The 15,019-nt window shown below is 37.0% G+C and carries 16 protein-coding genes and 1 other RNA gene; 2 read left to right on the plus strand and 15 right to left on the minus strand.

Going from position 1 to position 15,019, the window contains the following annotated elements; translation table 11 throughout:
- The 9 genes from ACFSR0_RS08235 to ACFSR0_RS08280 all read right to left on the minus strand — a co-directional run.
- Positions 1 to 77, minus strand: a 77-nt coding sequence (locus ACFSR0_RS08235; RefSeq protein WP_379981776.1) for an ATP-binding cassette domain-containing protein, incomplete at its 3' end; no start/stop codon positions are given.
- A 428-nt stretch (positions 78 to 505) separates the two neighbouring features.
- Positions 506 to 1,861: a DEAD/DEAH box helicase gene (locus ACFSR0_RS08245; protein ID WP_379981746.1), complete on the minus strand. Its 1,356-nt coding sequence runs from the start codon at positions 1,859 to 1,861 to the stop codon at positions 506 to 508.
- Between the two features lie 165 nt (positions 1,862 to 2,026).
- Positions 2,027 to 2,398 carry a hypothetical protein gene (locus ACFSR0_RS08250; protein WP_379981748.1) on the minus strand — a complete coding sequence of 124 codons (372 nt, stop codon included), beginning with the start codon at positions 2,396 to 2,398 and terminating at the stop codon, positions 2,027 to 2,029.
- Between the two features lie 77 nt (positions 2,399 to 2,475).
- The gene (locus ACFSR0_RS08255) at positions 2,476 to 3,111 is read right to left on the minus strand and encodes an HD domain-containing protein (RefSeq protein WP_379981750.1); all 636 of its coding nucleotides are present in this window, start codon (positions 3,109 to 3,111) and stop codon (positions 2,476 to 2,478) included.
- The gene (locus tag ACFSR0_RS08260; RefSeq protein WP_379981752.1) at positions 3,111 to 4,610 is read right to left on the minus strand and encodes a carboxypeptidase M32; all 1,500 of its coding nucleotides are present in this window, start codon (positions 4,608 to 4,610) and stop codon (positions 3,111 to 3,113) included. The genes ACFSR0_RS08255 and ACFSR0_RS08260 overlap by 1 nt, the downstream gene beginning before the upstream one ends.
- Positions 4,610 to 5,782, minus strand: a complete 1,173-nt coding sequence (locus ACFSR0_RS08265; protein ID WP_379981754.1) for a THUMP domain-containing class I SAM-dependent RNA methyltransferase — start codon at positions 5,780 to 5,782, stop codon at positions 4,610 to 4,612. The genes ACFSR0_RS08260 and ACFSR0_RS08265 overlap by 1 nt, the downstream gene beginning before the upstream one ends.
- A 120-nt stretch (positions 5,783 to 5,902) precedes the next feature.
- An RNA gene (rnpB, locus tag ACFSR0_RS08270) (RNase P RNA component class B) lies at positions 5,903 to 6,275 on the minus strand.
- A gap of 12 nt (positions 6,276 to 6,287) precedes the next feature.
- A complete protein-coding gene (gene gpsB, locus ACFSR0_RS08275) occupies positions 6,288 to 6,704 on the minus strand; it encodes a cell division regulator GpsB (RefSeq protein ID WP_379981756.1) in 417 nt (138 codons plus the stop codon).
- Positions 6,705 to 6,771: 67 nt separating this feature from the next.
- The gene (locus tag ACFSR0_RS08280) at positions 6,772 to 7,320 is read right to left on the minus strand and encodes an SLOG family protein (protein ID WP_379981758.1); all 549 of its coding nucleotides are present in this window, start codon (positions 7,318 to 7,320) and stop codon (positions 6,772 to 6,774) included.
- Positions 7,321 to 7,376: 56 nt separating this feature from the next.
- On the opposite strand from ACFSR0_RS08280, the gene recU reads away from it, so the two are divergent.
- Both recU and ACFSR0_RS08290 read left to right on the plus strand, forming a co-directional pair.
- On the plus strand, positions 7,377 to 8,000 hold the full coding sequence (recU, locus tag ACFSR0_RS08285; protein ID WP_379981760.1) for a Holliday junction resolvase RecU: 624 nt from the start codon (positions 7,377 to 7,379) through the stop codon (positions 7,998 to 8,000).
- The gene (locus ACFSR0_RS08290) at positions 7,990 to 10,245 is read left to right on the plus strand and encodes a PBP1A family penicillin-binding protein (RefSeq protein ID WP_379981762.1); all 2,256 of its coding nucleotides are present in this window, start codon (positions 7,990 to 7,992) and stop codon (positions 10,243 to 10,245) included. Before recU ends, ACFSR0_RS08290 begins: the two co-directional genes overlap by 11 nt.
- Before the next feature lie 116 nt (positions 10,246 to 10,361).
- Here ACFSR0_RS08290 and nth read toward each other — a convergent pair whose 3' ends face one another.
- The 6 genes from nth to ACFSR0_RS08320 all read right to left on the minus strand — a co-directional run.
- Positions 10,362 to 11,015 (minus strand): endonuclease III, encoded by a 654-nt coding sequence (nth, locus tag ACFSR0_RS08295; protein ID WP_379981764.1) that lies wholly within the window; start codon positions 11,013 to 11,015, stop codon positions 10,362 to 10,364.
- Positions 11,008 to 11,730, minus strand: coding sequence for a DnaD domain-containing protein (locus ACFSR0_RS08300; RefSeq protein ID WP_379981766.1), 723 nt, complete (start codon positions 11,728 to 11,730; stop codon positions 11,008 to 11,010). The genes nth and ACFSR0_RS08300 overlap by 8 nt, the downstream gene beginning before the upstream one ends.
- Positions 11,731 to 11,796: 66 nt before the next feature.
- Positions 11,797 to 12,252: a Fur family transcriptional regulator gene (locus ACFSR0_RS08305; protein WP_379981768.1), complete on the minus strand. Its 456-nt coding sequence runs from the start codon at positions 12,250 to 12,252 to the stop codon at positions 11,797 to 11,799.
- Positions 12,253 to 12,415: 163 nt separating this feature from the next.
- Positions 12,416 to 13,345: a cysteine synthase A gene (gene cysK, locus ACFSR0_RS08310; RefSeq protein ID WP_379981770.1), complete on the minus strand. Its 930-nt coding sequence runs from the start codon at positions 13,343 to 13,345 to the stop codon at positions 12,416 to 12,418.
- Between the two features lie 100 nt (positions 13,346 to 13,445).
- Positions 13,446 to 14,294 (minus strand): glucosaminidase domain-containing protein, encoded by an 849-nt coding sequence (locus ACFSR0_RS08315; RefSeq protein ID WP_379981772.1) that lies wholly within the window; start codon positions 14,292 to 14,294, stop codon positions 13,446 to 13,448.
- Positions 14,295 to 14,542: 248 nt separating this feature from the next.
- The coding region (locus ACFSR0_RS08320) for a transketolase-like TK C-terminal-containing protein (RefSeq protein ID WP_379981774.1) at positions 14,543 to 15,019 on the minus strand (477 nt) is incomplete at its 5' end.

Below are 15,019 nucleotides of genomic sequence, written 5' to 3' on the forward strand. Positions count from 1 at the left end.
TTAATCGTAGTCGACTTCCCAGCTCCGCTTGGTCCTATTAACCCTAAAATGGAGCCAGCTTGAAGTTCTATATTAATGTCATCAAGAACTTTTTTTTATCAAAGGATTTTGATGCATTTGCCATCTTTGCAATTATGTTTTGCATAGCTAAATTCTCCTTTCTTAATAGACACACTATATATTATCTTTTCCTCTTTGTAGAGTATTTTTTTGTTTCATTTGTCAAATTAAGCTAGATAAGTCATCTTTTTCTATGTAACTCAAAACTAGTTCCAATGGTGTTCGATAGTTTAATACTTTTCTAGGGAGATTCTTGTGTTTCGATGCCAAGATTTGACGTAGAGCCAAAGTAGAACCAAAGTTTATTGGCCTTTTTTTACTGTCAAAATTGGGCTTCTGTTGTAACGTATGCATAGAAAAAAGCTTCTAAATTGAGGGACAAAAAAAGTGTTAACTACTCATCTTCACTACACTGCAGTGATATGACTTGCTAACACTTCTAATTTTAGGATAACTGACTAGAATTTTTTTTGTGTTTTTTGGCTTGACGTATTTTTTGTCGTTGCTCCACTTTTCTTTTCTGTTGTTTTGTTTTATCAATTTCCCATTGGATTTTTTTCTTATAACCAGGCTTTATTTTTTTCTTTTTCTTTTTAACGAGTCCAATCAAGGTAGGATCCAAGACATCTTGCTTTTTTTTCTCTCGTTTTATTCGTCGATTGCGATCATAAGTGGACTGGATTTCACCATTTTTTATTTCTTTTGGTTCAAATGATATTCCTAACGCCTCAATTGCTTCAATCTGAGCTTCTTGAGAAGGATCATACAAAGTAATCGCAATCCCGCTAAGCTGATTTCTCCCTGTTCGACCAACGCGATGAATGAAAAAATCCAAGTCGTCTGGAATATCCGCATTAATAACATGTGAAACGCCCTCAATATCAATTCCTCTAGCGGCTAAATCTGTCGCTACAACGTATTGAAATTCCATATTTTGAACTTGTTTCATGACGCGTTTTCGTTCGCGAGGGCTAATATCTCCATGAATTTTAGCAACTTTTAACCCTTTTTCTTTTAAATATTCTGAAATTTCATCTACATGTTGTTTTGTATTTGCAAAAACAATAGCTAAATAGGGATGTCCAATTGTTAACAATTGTAAAATCAGTCGATTTTGGCTTTTTCCCTTTGTTGAAATTAACCAATTATCAATTGAATCAGAGATAACCGTTTTTGACGCAATTTCTTCAATTACTGGATTTTGCATATATTTTTTTAGAAATGGACGGAGCTTTTCTGGTATGGTTGCAGAAAAAACTAAAAATTGAATATCTTCCGCCAATTTGCTAGCAATTTGGTCTACTTCAGGTAAAAAGCCCATATCCAATGCCATATCTGCTTCGTCCACTACAAAAGCAAACGCCGTATGGATTTGCAAAGCTTGTTCATGAATCATATCCAAAATTCGACCAGGTGTACCAATAACGACATGGGGTTGTTGATTTGCTAACCGTTCCACTTGTCTTTTTTTGTCCGTTCCACCAACAAAATTCATCACACGAATTTCTTTTTCAGAGAAGCTTGCAATTTGTTTTGCCTCTTGATAAATCTGTGCTGCTAGTTCTCGACTCGGCGCACAAATAACAACTTGTACTTCGTTTTTTTCCGGTTGTAATTTTTGAAATAAAGGGAGTAAAAAAGTATGAGTTTTCCCACTTCCTGTTTGTGATTGACCAACTAAACTTTTCCCTCTGCTAATAATGGGGATTAATCTTTCTTGAACTTCAGTGGGATGTTTGAATCCCTTTTCCGCTAATGCTGCATTTATGTATGGCTGAAATGCAAATGAGGTAAATAACATTGACGCACCTTCTTTCTCTAAACATCTTGCTTAGTATACCATAAAAATGGATTTTTTTAGGAATGAACCGAAAGAAAAAACCGTAATAAATAGATAACCATCCTGAGACAACCTCTACGCTAGTAATCACTTCGTAGTCTCGAAATCTATTTACTACAGTTTTTATTAATTATTTTGGAAACCATCTACAAATTCATAATAATAAAAAGAGATTGGTTTTCTTACATTTGCAATCGAAAGCAAAGACAAATCCATTTGCACAAAAGATTCATCCAAAACCAAATAATAATTGTCTTCTAATGCCTGCTCAATGTAGGGCAATAGTTCTGATTGATCCCCTTGTTTTTCCTGCAAAATCTCTTTTACCTGCTGAAAGACACGAACATCTTTTAATCGAAAATAACAATCTTCATACTTGTATATGGCCAAATGAAATACACGTTGTTCCAACTCGGCTTCAACTATGAAGAAACACTCAGAAACGTTCGGAAGTACTTTTAACAATTGGTCCGGCTTCATCGCCTGTTGAAAAAACATCTCATCCTCTCCTCTTAAGTCCATTATATGAAATTCATATAGAAAAGGAAATAAATCGACTCATGTTCTAAGAAAAACTAAAGACTCGTTTCGTTATAAAATTCGTCTAAAAAAATCTCCATGAATCGCTTTCTGCGTTTTCCTTCTCTTTTTCCAGTTTCCGTGTTCATCAAATCTGGAAGGAGTAGTAATTTTTCATAAAAATGATTGATGACTGTTGTTCCCTTGCGATAATCCGTTTTTGATTCGAACGTTTGAGGAAGGAGCGTTGCATCATAAATTGGATGACCATTCCTCCCGCCATAATAAGCGGTTCGCAAAATTCCCTGAGCACCCAGTGCATCAATTCGGTCAGCATCTTGCACAATTTGACCTTCAATTGATAATGTTTGCTTTTGTTCAATGTTAGCTGAATAAGACATTCGATCCACGATGGCCATGATAGCGGATGCCTGGTTTTCGTTTACCGTCTCTAAAAGGAATTTTTCTAGATCTACTCGGGCCTTTTTAGTATCCATCACCACTTTATCATCAATTGTATCATGTAATAAGGCTGCACTTTTAGCAACTAGTTCATCCACGTGATAGTCATCCGCCTGAATGATTGTTTCAACCCAATACAACACGCGTTTCGCATGATTATAATCATGGCCTGTCAGATCACCAGCCAGATGGACTTGACTATATTCTCGAACTTTGTCAAAAGCATCCATTAACGATTTACCTGATAAACATCAAAATAGATTTTTTTCATATAGTCTAACAGATACTGAGGATTTAATGCTTCCCCTGTCGCATCTTGAATTAGTTGATTTGGTTTTCTTGAGGCCCCATATTGATGAATATTCTTAGTTAACCATTGTTTAATTGGTGAGTAATCATCAGAAGACAAAATAGTATCGACGGCTAATTCTTTTTTCATCGCATGATATAGCTGTGCAGCATACATATAGCCTAAAGCATAAGATGGAAAGTAACCAAAACTACTTCCAGACCAGTGAACATCTTGTAAAATTCCTGTTAAGTCATCAGACGGGCGAATACCCAAATACTCTTCATACTTACTATTCCAAATTTCTGGTAACTGTTCGACTGTTGCCCCTTCATTAAAAATCATCTTTTCGATTTCATAACGAATGATAATATGCAATGGATAGGTTAAGCTATCTGCTTCAATCCGAATCAAACTAGCTTGTGATTTTTTCAATGAGCGATAAAAATCGTCAAATGCAATATCGTCAAAAGTACCTTCTGCACACTCTTGGAAAAACGGATATTGTTTTTGCCAGAATGAACGATTGCTCCCGATAATAATTTCATTAAACAGTGATTGTGATTCATGAATTCCCATCGATGCCCCTTCGTGGACAGGTGTATATTCATATTTTTCATCAATATTTTGTTCATACATTCCATGACCCGCTTCATGAATAATACCAAAAATGGCCATCATAAAATCTTGTTCATTCCAACGCGTAGTGATACGAACATCCCGGTGATTGATTCCCGTGGCAAATGGATGAATGGTGTCATCTAAGCGACCTCTTGAAAAATCGTACCCTAAGTCTGTTACCACCTTGGTGATAAATCGTTTTTGTTGCGCTTTTGTCATAGTACGTGATAAAAAGTCTGTGTTTGGTTTTGTTCCACGTTCATTCAACTCTTGACGAATGGCCATAATTCCTTTACGTACTTCGGCAAATACTTCATCCAGAATTGCCGTTGTCATTCCTGGTTCATATTGGTTTAGCAACACATCATAATCATTTTTTTCTTCTTTTTTCCAATAAGGAATCAATTCTTTTGTCAATCTGATATTTTCGGCTAATGCCTCTTTGAAGAAAGCAAAATCATTCTCTTTTCTTGCTTTTTGCCAAGCACCATGCGCTTTAGAAGTAGCAGCTGAAAAAGTAACCATCAATTCATTTGGTACAGCATGATTTAATTCATATTCCTCTTTTACGAGTTTTAAAGCTGCTTGACCTACTTCTGATAATTCTTCAGGATGTTGGTCAAAGTACTCGATAGCATCTTTCATTTTGGAACCAATTTTCTTTTCAAAGTACAATCCTGATAAATAACCTGTCGTTTCGCCTCGGTACTCACTGCCCTCTTCTGGCATCCCAGTTTGAGAATCCCATTCTAAAATAGCAAGTGTTTGTTGCAATAAATCCAATTCTTTTAATTCTTTTAAAAAAGTGGCTTCCTTCATTATTCAACATCCTTTTCTTTGTTCATTTTTGGAGGGCGTTTTCCCCAGTATTGAAAATAATCTGTGCGTATAGCACCATTATAAAGTTTTCTCTTCTTGGTTGCTTTTTGGCCATAGTAATTTTCAAATTGCAAATCACTCGTCAAAATATATTTACTCCATGTATCTAACGGTCGGAAGACCTGTCCCATTTCTTGATACAATTTGTGTACAGATTCTTCTTCACCTAACCGTTCTCCATAGGGTGGGTTCGCAATAATTACGCCATATTGCTTATCGGTTTTAAAGTCTTTGACAGCTTGTTGCTTAAACGTAATAGAATCACCCAGACCAATTTCATCCGCGTTTGCTTGTGCAATTTCAATCATTTTTCCGTTAATGTCGGTTCCTGTGATATCTAATTGACACTCGTAGTCAGCAAGCTCTTCTGCCTCTTTCCGCACGGACGTAAAAACTTCCTTATCTACCCAATCCCACGTTTCACAAACAAAGCTACGATTAAACCCTGGTGCAATATTATGCCCAATTAACGCAGCTTCAATGCACAGCGTACCTGATCCACATACCGGATCAACGAGTGGACGATCCTTTCGCCAGTTGGTCAATTGGACCAACGCAGCCGCCATATTTTCTTTGAGGGGTGCGCCACCTTTTTCTAAACGATACCCTCTTTTAAACAAACTTGAACCAGTGGTATCTAGTGTAACCATGACGTGATCTTTTAAAAGAGCAACCTCGATTTTAAACATAGCCCCCGTTTCCGCTAATGGAATAGTGGCGGGACGGTGGTAATACTCTCTTAGACGCGTTACAATTGCTTTTTTCGTAATCGCCTGACAGTCAGGCGTACTATACAATTTTGATTTAATTGACTTACCTGCAACTGGAAATTCTGCATCCAATGGCAAAAGAGATTCCCAAGGTAACGCTTTAACATTTTCAAATAGCTCATCAAATGAATAGGCGTCAAATTCTCCAACCACTATTTTAATTCGATCTGCAGTTCTTAACCATAGATTTGTCTTGGCAATCGTTTCTATAGTTCCTTCAAAACGGGCACGCCCATTTTCAACTTGGCACTCGATGCCTAATGCACGTAGTTCTTTTCCGACTAATGCTTCCAAACCGCTAGCAGCTGTTGCCACTAATTGAAATGTTTGATTATTATTCATAGTTCACTCCTTATTTATCAATCAAATGAATACCTCTACTCATTTTACGTAGCTACGCTCGTTCATTCCTCTTGCAAAAAAAAACCTTCCAAACGGAAGGAATCCCTGATTACTGTGATTTTCTATAAGCCATGTTTTGTCCAATTATTTTACAGGGAGCAAAATAATTTGGATAATCATCTATCTGCAATCTCTTGCCTCTTTGTTCCGTTCATTTCCGTTCCAAAAAGCGCCCCGACCATCGTTTGGGTTGCTCACTCGAGGGGTTTACCGCGTTCCACCAAATCAATTTCTTGATTTGCTTCGTCACTGTGGCACTTTCAAGGATACTCAAGCATAGCCAAATGACCTTAGCCTTTTTTCCTGCCGTTACCTGAAAAATCAGGTACCCTAGCTTATGCTTTCGCTAGGCACGAACACTACAAGCATCGCAGCTTGTGTGAGCATGGACTTTCCTCAGTTTAGGTAATCTAAACCGCGATTATCCGAAAACCACAAAAAAAATTTAAAACTGTCTTGTTCGTTCGTTGTCATTTTCCAATTCAGCATGAGTATAATTCTCAGCTATAATCGGAGCAGTTTTTTCTTCAATTTTTACTTCCTGATGCAATTTTTTTCCAAATACTTCTTTTTCTAAATTGGATAATCGTTTTAAAATATCAAAGTTCGTTACAGTCTGACTTTTCGGTAATTCGGATTGAACTCGCGCATTTACAACCGACTGTGTCTTACTTAATTGCGCAACCTTTGCATGTAAACGATCATTTTCTTCTTGTAATTCAAGAATGCTTTTTGCATAGGTTTCATAATCTTTAATCACGTTATCTAAAAACTCATCCACTTCAACTGGATCGTACCCGCGCATTTTATTCTTAAATTCTTGTTGTAAAATATCTTTTGGCGAATAAATTAAATCTGCCATTTGTACACCTCTTCCCTAAAATACCATACCTAACTAGTATAATATCGAAAATTCTTTCATAAATCAATCAAAATCCGTTGTCTAATAAGCTATTTTGCAAATCATCCATTGTTATTTGTGCGATAAAATAATTTTGGCTTTCCTTATACACTCTGGCATCCTCAAAAAAAGACTGACATTTTCCAGCAAATTCTTCATCGTATATCAAAAAACAGCCATCTGAATGGGAAAGTAAAAAACGGGTATGATTTTGAAATTGCGTTTTGTTTTGATAGGTTGAATGGCTAACACTATCGACAAAATCCGCGTCCCTTAGCAAATCTGCTAGCTGATTTTTATTTTTTTCATTCCACTTAATCCCAAAATCCTGATAAGGAAAAACGATACCTAAATTCACTTCAGCATACTCTTTCTTTAACTCAACCAATACTTGTCCAGCCCAAATCTCAACCCCTAAAGCTCCCCCTATCAAAAACCATTGATACCCCTCTTCAATAAATTGCTTAATTTGGGAAGTTAACACTTTTTTAATAATCGCGATTTTTGGATCATTTTCTTGAAATATCCCTAATTCATAAGAACGGTAACCCGTAATAACTAAGCGTTTCACGTACATCCTCTTTCCTTTATTTCTAGCTTTTTGGTATACTGATTGACAGGAGTGTGATAGAAGTGGTGATACGTTATCCAAACGGTCAAACTCGGACCGATCAACAACTAAACAAACATAAGATACTGGAAGAAAGCAAAAAAAGCAATTTTGCTAATCGTGGCATGAGATTTGAAGAAGCAATTAACGTGAGCAATGAGTACTATCTGAATCGAAACATTGCCGTGGTTCATAAAAAACCCACTCCTGTCCAAATAGTTGCAGTTGATTATCCTCGAAGAAGCGCTGCCGTCATCCGTGAAGCATACTTTAAAGAAGCCTCAACCACTGACTATAATGGCGTCTATAAGGGCCTTTATCTTGATTTTGAGGCAAAGGAAACGAAAAATAAGACATCGTTCCCCTTAAAAAACTTTCATCAGCATCAAATTACTCACATGAAAAATTGTATCAAACAAGATGGGATTTGCTTCGTTTTGTTATGGTTTTCATCTTTACAAAGGTGTTTCTTTTTTCCAAGTCACCTACTAATTTCTATTTGGGAGACCAATCAACGCCAATCCATTCCATTAACAACCATTGCTCAAGAAGGGATTGAGCTAACAATGGGAATCGCCCCAAGAATCCCGTATATTCAAGCAATTGACCTTTACATTCAGACAAAGGAGAATCATTATGGCAAATGAATCAAGGACGAATCGTCATCAAAAAGGGCAACGAATGAAGTCGACAACTAAGACTTCAAAAACGAACCCACAGAAAAAGAAAGGCCCCAAAAATTTTAAAACGATTTTTGGAAAAATTTTCTTATCAGCAGTGTTTATAGGATGTGTTCTTTTCTTAGCAGGTGTTGCTCTCTTTGCCTTTTATATTCGCGACACGCCAAAACTTACGGATAACGCACTTGATGCAACCGTTTCTTCACAATTATATGCCTCAAATAATGAAAACTTCATTGATATTGGGACAGAAAATCGTGTAAAGATTAAACCAACTGATGTTCCTGAACAGCTGGCCGATGCAATTGTATCCATCGAGGACAAACGCTTTTACAAACACATTGGCGTCGATCCGATTCGAATCGTCGGCTCGGCAGTTTCAAATGTGTTCAGAGGAACAAAACAAGGAGGAAGCACCCTCACTCAGCAACTAGTGAAACTCTCTTATTTTTCAACAAGTGAAAAAGATCAAACATTCAAGCGAAAAGCCCAAGAAGCATGGTTGGCTATTCAGTTAGAACGAAAAAAATCAAAACAAGAAATTCTTACCTATTACATTAATAAAGTTTACATGGCAAATGGCGTTTATGGTATGGAAACTGCCAGTAAAACCTACTATGGGAAACCATTAAAGGAATTATCCTTGGCACAAACTGCCTTGCTTGCCGGCTTACCAAATGCCCCGTCCTACTTCGATCCCTACGTCAATAAGGAAGCTGCTGAAGGGCGAAGAAATTTGGTTTTAAAAGCAATGCTGGATAACAAAAAAATCACGAAAGCTGAATACGAAACAGCTATAAAAACAGATATATCTGATGGCCTCCAAAAATTAACGCCAAGTGATTCAAATTGGAAATACTATGATAACTATATTAGACAAGTGAAAGAGGAAGTGAAGGAAAAAACTGGAAAAGACATTGATACCGCTGGCCTAAAAGTTTATACCAATTTGAATATTGATGCTCAAAAGCAATTGTACACCATTGTCAACTCAGACCAGTATGTTAATTACCCTGACAATGAAATGCAAGTTGCATCAACTTTAATTGACGTTGCAACAGGGAAAGTAGTTGCACAAATTGGTGGGAGAAATGTACCAGAAGATACCCGCTTAGGAACCAATTTAGCGGTTAGCACTCAAAGAGACTTCGGTTCGACTGTCAAACCAATTACGGATTATGGCCCAGCCTTTCAATACCTACACTACTCAACTGGAAAATATATCACTGATGAACCATATAAATATGAAAACTCTGACGTCTCCTTAAGAAACTGGGATAATCAATATTATGGAGCACTAACCTTAAGAAGAGCTTTAGCTCTGTCCCGAAATGTACCAGCTGCTAAACTATTCGCAGACGTTGGCGTTGATGATGTTAGCAAATTTCTTAGTGGATTAGACATCCAATACAAATCGATTTCACAAGCCAATGCCATTTCTAGTAATACTGCACAAGATGGAACAAAATATGGCGTATCTAGTTTAAAAATGGCCGCCGCTTATGCCGCTTTTGCCAATGGTGGAACGTATTATAAACCACAATATGTTAATAAAATTGTTTTTCCAGACGGAACAGAAAAAATCTATAATCCTGAAGGTTCAAAAGCAATGGATCCAGGTACAGCCTATATGATTACTGATATTCTCAAAGATGTAATCAGTGGATTAGGAAATAATGCAGCAATCAATGGCTTATATCAAGCCGGAAAAACCGGAACATCTAACTATACAGATGATCAGTTGGCTCAGATAACATCGCCTTACGCCGTCTATCCTGATACAACTTTCGTAGGATTTACGCCTCACTATTCAATGGCTGTTTGGATTGGCTATAAAAATATCTTAGATCCTGTCACAAGCGAATCTGCGCACGTAGCAACCGATGTATATCGAGAACTTATGACCTATGTATCATCTTCGGTAGAAAATACGGATTGGGAAATGCCCTCTGATTTAATCAGAGTTGGAAATGAACTGTACTTTAAAGATCATTATCAAGCACCCGTTCAACCGTCTACAACCCAGCCATCAAGTTCGAGTACTACGACAGAAAGCAGTTCCACTTCTAGCGAAATAAGTAGCAGCACCTCAACATCTGAGGAATCATCCAGCACTACAACAAGTTCGCAAACAAGTGAAACATCAAGTAGCAGTGCTACTCAAGAAACAGCACAGTCAACCAGTTCGTCAGATTCTAGTGCAAATCAATAAAAAAACACCAAATATCCGGCTAGTGAGTCGATTGAAACCTTGGATATGCGCCTCCCAAAGAGTGGCTTTTCCTATCAATCCATCCGACTAGCCGGATATTTGGTGTAAATTTTATGCTAAGAACGATGTTGCTTCATTCTCATTTTTCCATCTTGACACAGGTCTAATAACGGACAAGATTGGCAATTAGGGGTCCGTGCTGTGCAGTGATAACGACCAAAAAAAATCATTGTGTGATGCGCGCGTATCCATAAATTCTTTGGTATTTTCTTCATCAATGTTTCTTCAACTTCAAGGACGTTTGCCGTTAGTTTGCAAATTCTCAATCTTTTGCTTATTCTTTCAACATGCGTATCAACTGCGATTGCCGGGATACCAAATGCATCTCCTAACACAACATTGGCTGTTTTCCTTCCCACTCCAGCTAACGACATCAATTCTTCCCGCGTTTCTGGTACATTTCCGTGAAACGTATCAACTAGTTTTTTAGAACATAATTGTAGGTTCTTGGCTTTATTTCTAAATAAACCAATTGATTGAATATAGGGGATAATTTCTTTCTCATCTGCTTTTGCTAAGGCAGATGGAGTAGGAAAATTAGCAAATAAAGCAGGGGTGACTTTATTAACGGAGACATCCGTCGCTTGCGCACTAAGGATGACTGCGATTAATAATTCAAACGCATTTTTATGAACTAATTCACCATGCGCATTTGGATACATGTCCATCATCATTTGAAGTGCAGCCAATGTTTTTTGTTTATTAATCATTCTCTTCCTCATCTAACCAATTATGTAATGTGATTTTCGGTAGCGGATTATTGCTCTGATTACTGGCCTGTTCGCTTTCGTTTTGAAGTTTCTTTCGCTGTCTATTTTTTTGTGATTCAACAACCTGTTCTCTTGTGCGAATATTTTTTCGTTCCCAAGCCAAAAGAATCCGATCAATATAATTGAAATTATAAACTTGATTTAAAACAGCTTCTTTAAGAGCTAGTTCAATTAACGTAGGTGAATAATGATCATCCTCTAACCATTGGTGAACTCGCTGAAATTCAATTCCAGAGAGTGGTCGCCCAAATTCTTTTTCAAATAGATGAAACAACTGCTTCACTTGTTCTTCAGTTTTTGAAAGCTTTTTTTTCCGTTCTTCTTGCTTTAGCCACTGTTGAAGTTTTTCATAGGCCGGTTCCAATGAAAAACCGTCCGTCAGCTGTCCATTTTTTTGTTTGTCAGAGAAAATAATTACCATGTTTTTTTGAATCAGCTGATTGACTACTTGATAGACTTGCTTTACGTCCAATTGTAAATCATCTGCTATTTGATGGAAGTCAATCATTGCTTTACCAGCTTGATGTTGCGCGTAGATCTGTAACCACAGTGAAAACTCCAATTCATCAATCCCTAACTGTCGATAATGATTGATAAAAATATTTGAAATTGTCGACTGACCAGCTGAAATATAACTCATCATATAATTGTCCATCTATTTCCTCTACTTTCTTTGTGAAGTCAACCAACGAAAAAAGGAAAACAATAGATCGTTTTCCCTTTACGAATTCGTGGTTTTGTTTATATTTGACTCAGTTTCTTGACAATCTGGGCAGAGTCCGTAGACTTCCAAGCGATGACTATCAATTTTATATCCGGTCAATTTGCTTGCTGCAATCTCAACATCATCTAAATTTGGGTAGTGAAAGTCAGTAATTTTCCCACATTTTGAACAAATTGCATGGTAATGCAAATCAGTCGTAAAATCAAAGCGACTTGCATTATCACCATAACTCATTTCTTTAACAAAACCTAAATCTGTAAACAATCGCAAATTGTTATAAACCGTTGCAACACTCATTCCTGGAAAATCTAATTCAATTTGTTTGTAAACTTCCTCAGCTGTAGGATGATTTTTTGATTGAATTAAAACCTCTAAAATTGCAGTCCTTTGTGGTGTTATTCGTATATTCTTTTTCTTTAAAGAATGAATGATTGAATCTAAGGTGGCAGTCAAGGCAATCCTCCCTTTCTATCTCCCCTATCATACTATTTTTATGACTTTTTTTCTACAACTTTCTCCTGAAACAAGCGCTAAAAAAACAACGAATAGAACGCAAAGACAGGGAGCATGTTTGATTCTCCTCTATCCATTCTACTCGTTGCTATCAATTTAATTGTTACGCTTCAAAATCATAAAGAGTTGTTGATAAATATCTTTCACCATTATCTGGTAGAATCGCTAAAACTTTTTTCCCTTTGCCTAATCTCTTCGCCACTTGTAAAGCGGCATTCACAGCAGCTCCAGAAGAAATCCCCACTAGAAAGCCTTCTTGGTGAGCCACTTCTCTAGCTGTTTGGATTGCATCATCGCCGGGAACAGCAATTATTTCATCGATAACTGATGTATCTAAAACTTTGGGAATAAAACCAGTGCCAATTCCTTGAATTTTATGAGGACCAGGTTCTCCCCCAGAAAGTACCGCAGATTCTGCCGGTTCAACGCCTACAATATCGACATTTGGGAATGTGTTTTTCAAGGCTTTAGACACGCCTGTAATTGTACCACCCGTACCAATTCCAGATACAAATGCGTCCAAACCGATTGTTTTAAACGCATCAACTATTTCCAGTCCTGTTGTCACTTCATGAATTTTAGGATTTTCGGGGTTTTCAAACTGTAATGGCAAGAAATAGCCTTCTTTTTCAGCCAACTCAGTTGCTTTTGCAATCGAACCTTTTATTCCTTCACTTCCTGGAGTTAAAATCAACTCAGCTCCATAAGCTTGCATTAGTTTTCTTCGTTCAATACTCATTGTCTCTGGCATCACAATAATGACTTTATACCCTTTAGCAGAGCCAATCATCGCCAAGCCAATCCCCGTATTTCCTGAAGTTGGTTCAATAATTGTTGCTCCGGGTTGTAATTGCCCTGTTTCTTCTGCCTTTTCAATCATTGCTAAGGCTATTCGATCTTTTACACTGCTTCCCGGATTGAATGATTCTAACTTCACATACACATCTGCGTCGTTCTCAGAAACAAGTTTCGTTAACTTTACAATAGGTGTTTGACCGACTAATTCAGTAATTGATTCATATATTTTTGTCATGACATATCCTCCTTATTTTCTTTTGATTTTATAGCAAACATATCTTCAAAGCAACGAAACAAAATAAATTGGTGATTCAAAAATTGAATCACCAATTTATTTAAATGGTTAATTGTTGACCAACAACTATTAACTCTCCAGATATATTATTTTGAGCCACCAGTTGGTCGACCGATATACTATATTTTTGTGCTATCGCCCACAACGTATCCCCTTGAACAACTGTATAGGTCGTCGTTGCCTGATAGGTACTTGTTGTAGTGGTAGTCGTATTGGTTGTTGTCGTAGTTGTGGTTGTTGTTTGATTATAGTAAGAAGGTGTATCGTATTGTGTCAAATTGTATCGCTGAATCAAACTATTGAGTTTTTGATTGTAACTTGGATCCGTTGCATACCGTCCAGTCAAATAAGCCGTTGCATCATAATAGCTCGAAGTTTGGCTTTTCCATGCACCTGCATAACGCGCTTGACCAGTTACCGTGCTTGAAGCAAGTAATACATTGGCATGATCAATCAACGACTCATAATACGAGTTGTATTGTCTGAACGGTTCCGTCATCGTTACCCATTGACCATTTAAATATTCTTGCGTTGGTAACCAAACAGTTGCGCCACCATTATAAGATTTCACTCCAAATAGATTATAGTAAGGGGCATTAGACAAGACGGAGCTACCATTGCCACTTTCTAATAATGCCTGAGCAATCATAACAGAAGCATATAAATCATTTTGATTAGCAATTTCAGAAGCGGCGCTACTAATTTGATTAATCAGATTTTGAGCATTGTACACGCCTGTTTCATCTGCACTTACCGTACTCGGTACCAATGAGATAATTGTAGGTGTCAAAACCATCGCAATTCCTGCCAAAGGCAATGCATGTTTGAATACTGATTTGTTCTCAACGGTTTTCTTAATATGTCGTTCACTTCTTGTTCTTATAACCATCTTTTCCTCCTATTACTAAATCTATCTACAAAAATGAATTCTAAAGAATTTATAAAGATAGTATAAATTTAAATCCTTCAGAAAACAAACATTCCGTCCATAAAGTTCTTTTAAAATTTTTTTAAAGTTTTTATTTTTCGTCAACGAACAAAAAAGACTTTAAAAAGATTGTAAAAAATTTTTTAAAATAAAAAAACAATTCGAGTTAGAAATTCTAACTCGAATGATTTTTCGGATATCTACACAATTTAAATGGATTGGTATACAGATACAACATTATCAACTGTAAAGCCAAACTCTTCTAATACAATATTTCCAGGTGCCGAAGCGCCAAAATGATCAATTGAAATAATTTTCCCTTTACATTTGGTATATTTTTGCCAACCGAATGAAGCACCCGCCTCAATCGCTACTCTTTTTTTAACAGCTTTTGGTAATACCGATTCTTTGTATTCATCTGATTGTGCTTCGAATAAATCAAAACTTGGGATTGATACCACAGAGACATCGTGCCCTTTTTCAGCAAGCACTTTTTGCGCATCTACTGCCAAGGCTACTTCAGATCCAGATGCAATTAAAATTCCTTCGGGTTTTGCTCCTTGCTGAGCTGAAATTACATAAGCACCCTTGCTCACCTGATCATCAGCCGATTCTTTTGTTCCTTTGATCGCTGGTAAATTTTGACGACTTAAAACAAGAACAGTTGGTGTTGTTTTTGATTGTAA

The sequence above is a fragment of the Enterococcus camelliae genome (assembly GCF_042685105.1).
Classification (GTDB): domain Bacteria; phylum Bacillota; class Bacilli; order Lactobacillales; family Enterococcaceae; genus Enterococcus_G; species Enterococcus_G camelliae.

Bases quoted from the DNA above. Each gene is read 5' to 3' on its own strand.
- ACFSR0_RS08250 (WP_379981748.1), bottom strand. From the start codon at position 2,398: ATGTTTTTTCAACAGGCGATGAAGCCGGACCAATTGTTAAAAGTACTT.
- cysK (WP_379981770.1), bottom strand. From the start codon at position 13,345: ATGACAAAAATATATGAATCAATTACTGAATTAGTCGGTCAAACACCT.
- ACFSR0_RS08265 (WP_379981754.1), bottom strand. From the start codon at position 5,782: ATGAATAATAATCAAACATTTCAATTAGTGGCAACAGCTGCTAGCGGT.
- ACFSR0_RS08315 (WP_379981772.1), bottom strand. From the start codon at position 14,294: ATGGTTATAAGAACAAGAAGTGAACGACATATTAAGAAAACCGTTGAG.
- nth (WP_379981764.1), bottom strand. From the start codon at position 11,015: ATGATTAATAAACAAAAAACATTGGCTGCACTTCAAATGATGATGGAC.
- gpsB (WP_379981756.1), bottom strand. From the start codon at position 6,704: ATGGCAGATTTAATTTATTCGCCAAAAGATATTTTACAACAAGAATTT.
- ACFSR0_RS08300 (WP_379981766.1), bottom strand. From the start codon at position 11,730: ATGGACAATTATATGATGAGTTATATTTCAGCTGGTCAGTCGACAATT.
- ACFSR0_RS08255 (WP_379981750.1), bottom strand. From the start codon at position 3,111: ATGGATGCTTTTGACAAAGTTCGAGAATATAGTCAAGTCCATCTGGCT.
- ACFSR0_RS08260 (WP_379981752.1), bottom strand. From the start codon at position 4,610: ATGAAGGAAGCCACTTTTTTAAAAGAATTAAAAGAATTGGATTTATTG.
- ACFSR0_RS08290 (WP_379981762.1), top strand. From the start codon at position 7,990: ATGGCAAATGAATCAAGGACGAATCGTCATCAAAAAGGGCAACGAATG.
- ACFSR0_RS08280 (WP_379981758.1), bottom strand. From the start codon at position 7,320: ATGTACGTGAAACGCTTAGTTATTACGGGTTACCGTTCTTATGAATTA.
- ACFSR0_RS08245 (WP_379981746.1), bottom strand. From the start codon at position 1,861: ATGTTATTTACCTCATTTGCATTTCAGCCATACATAAATGCAGCATTA.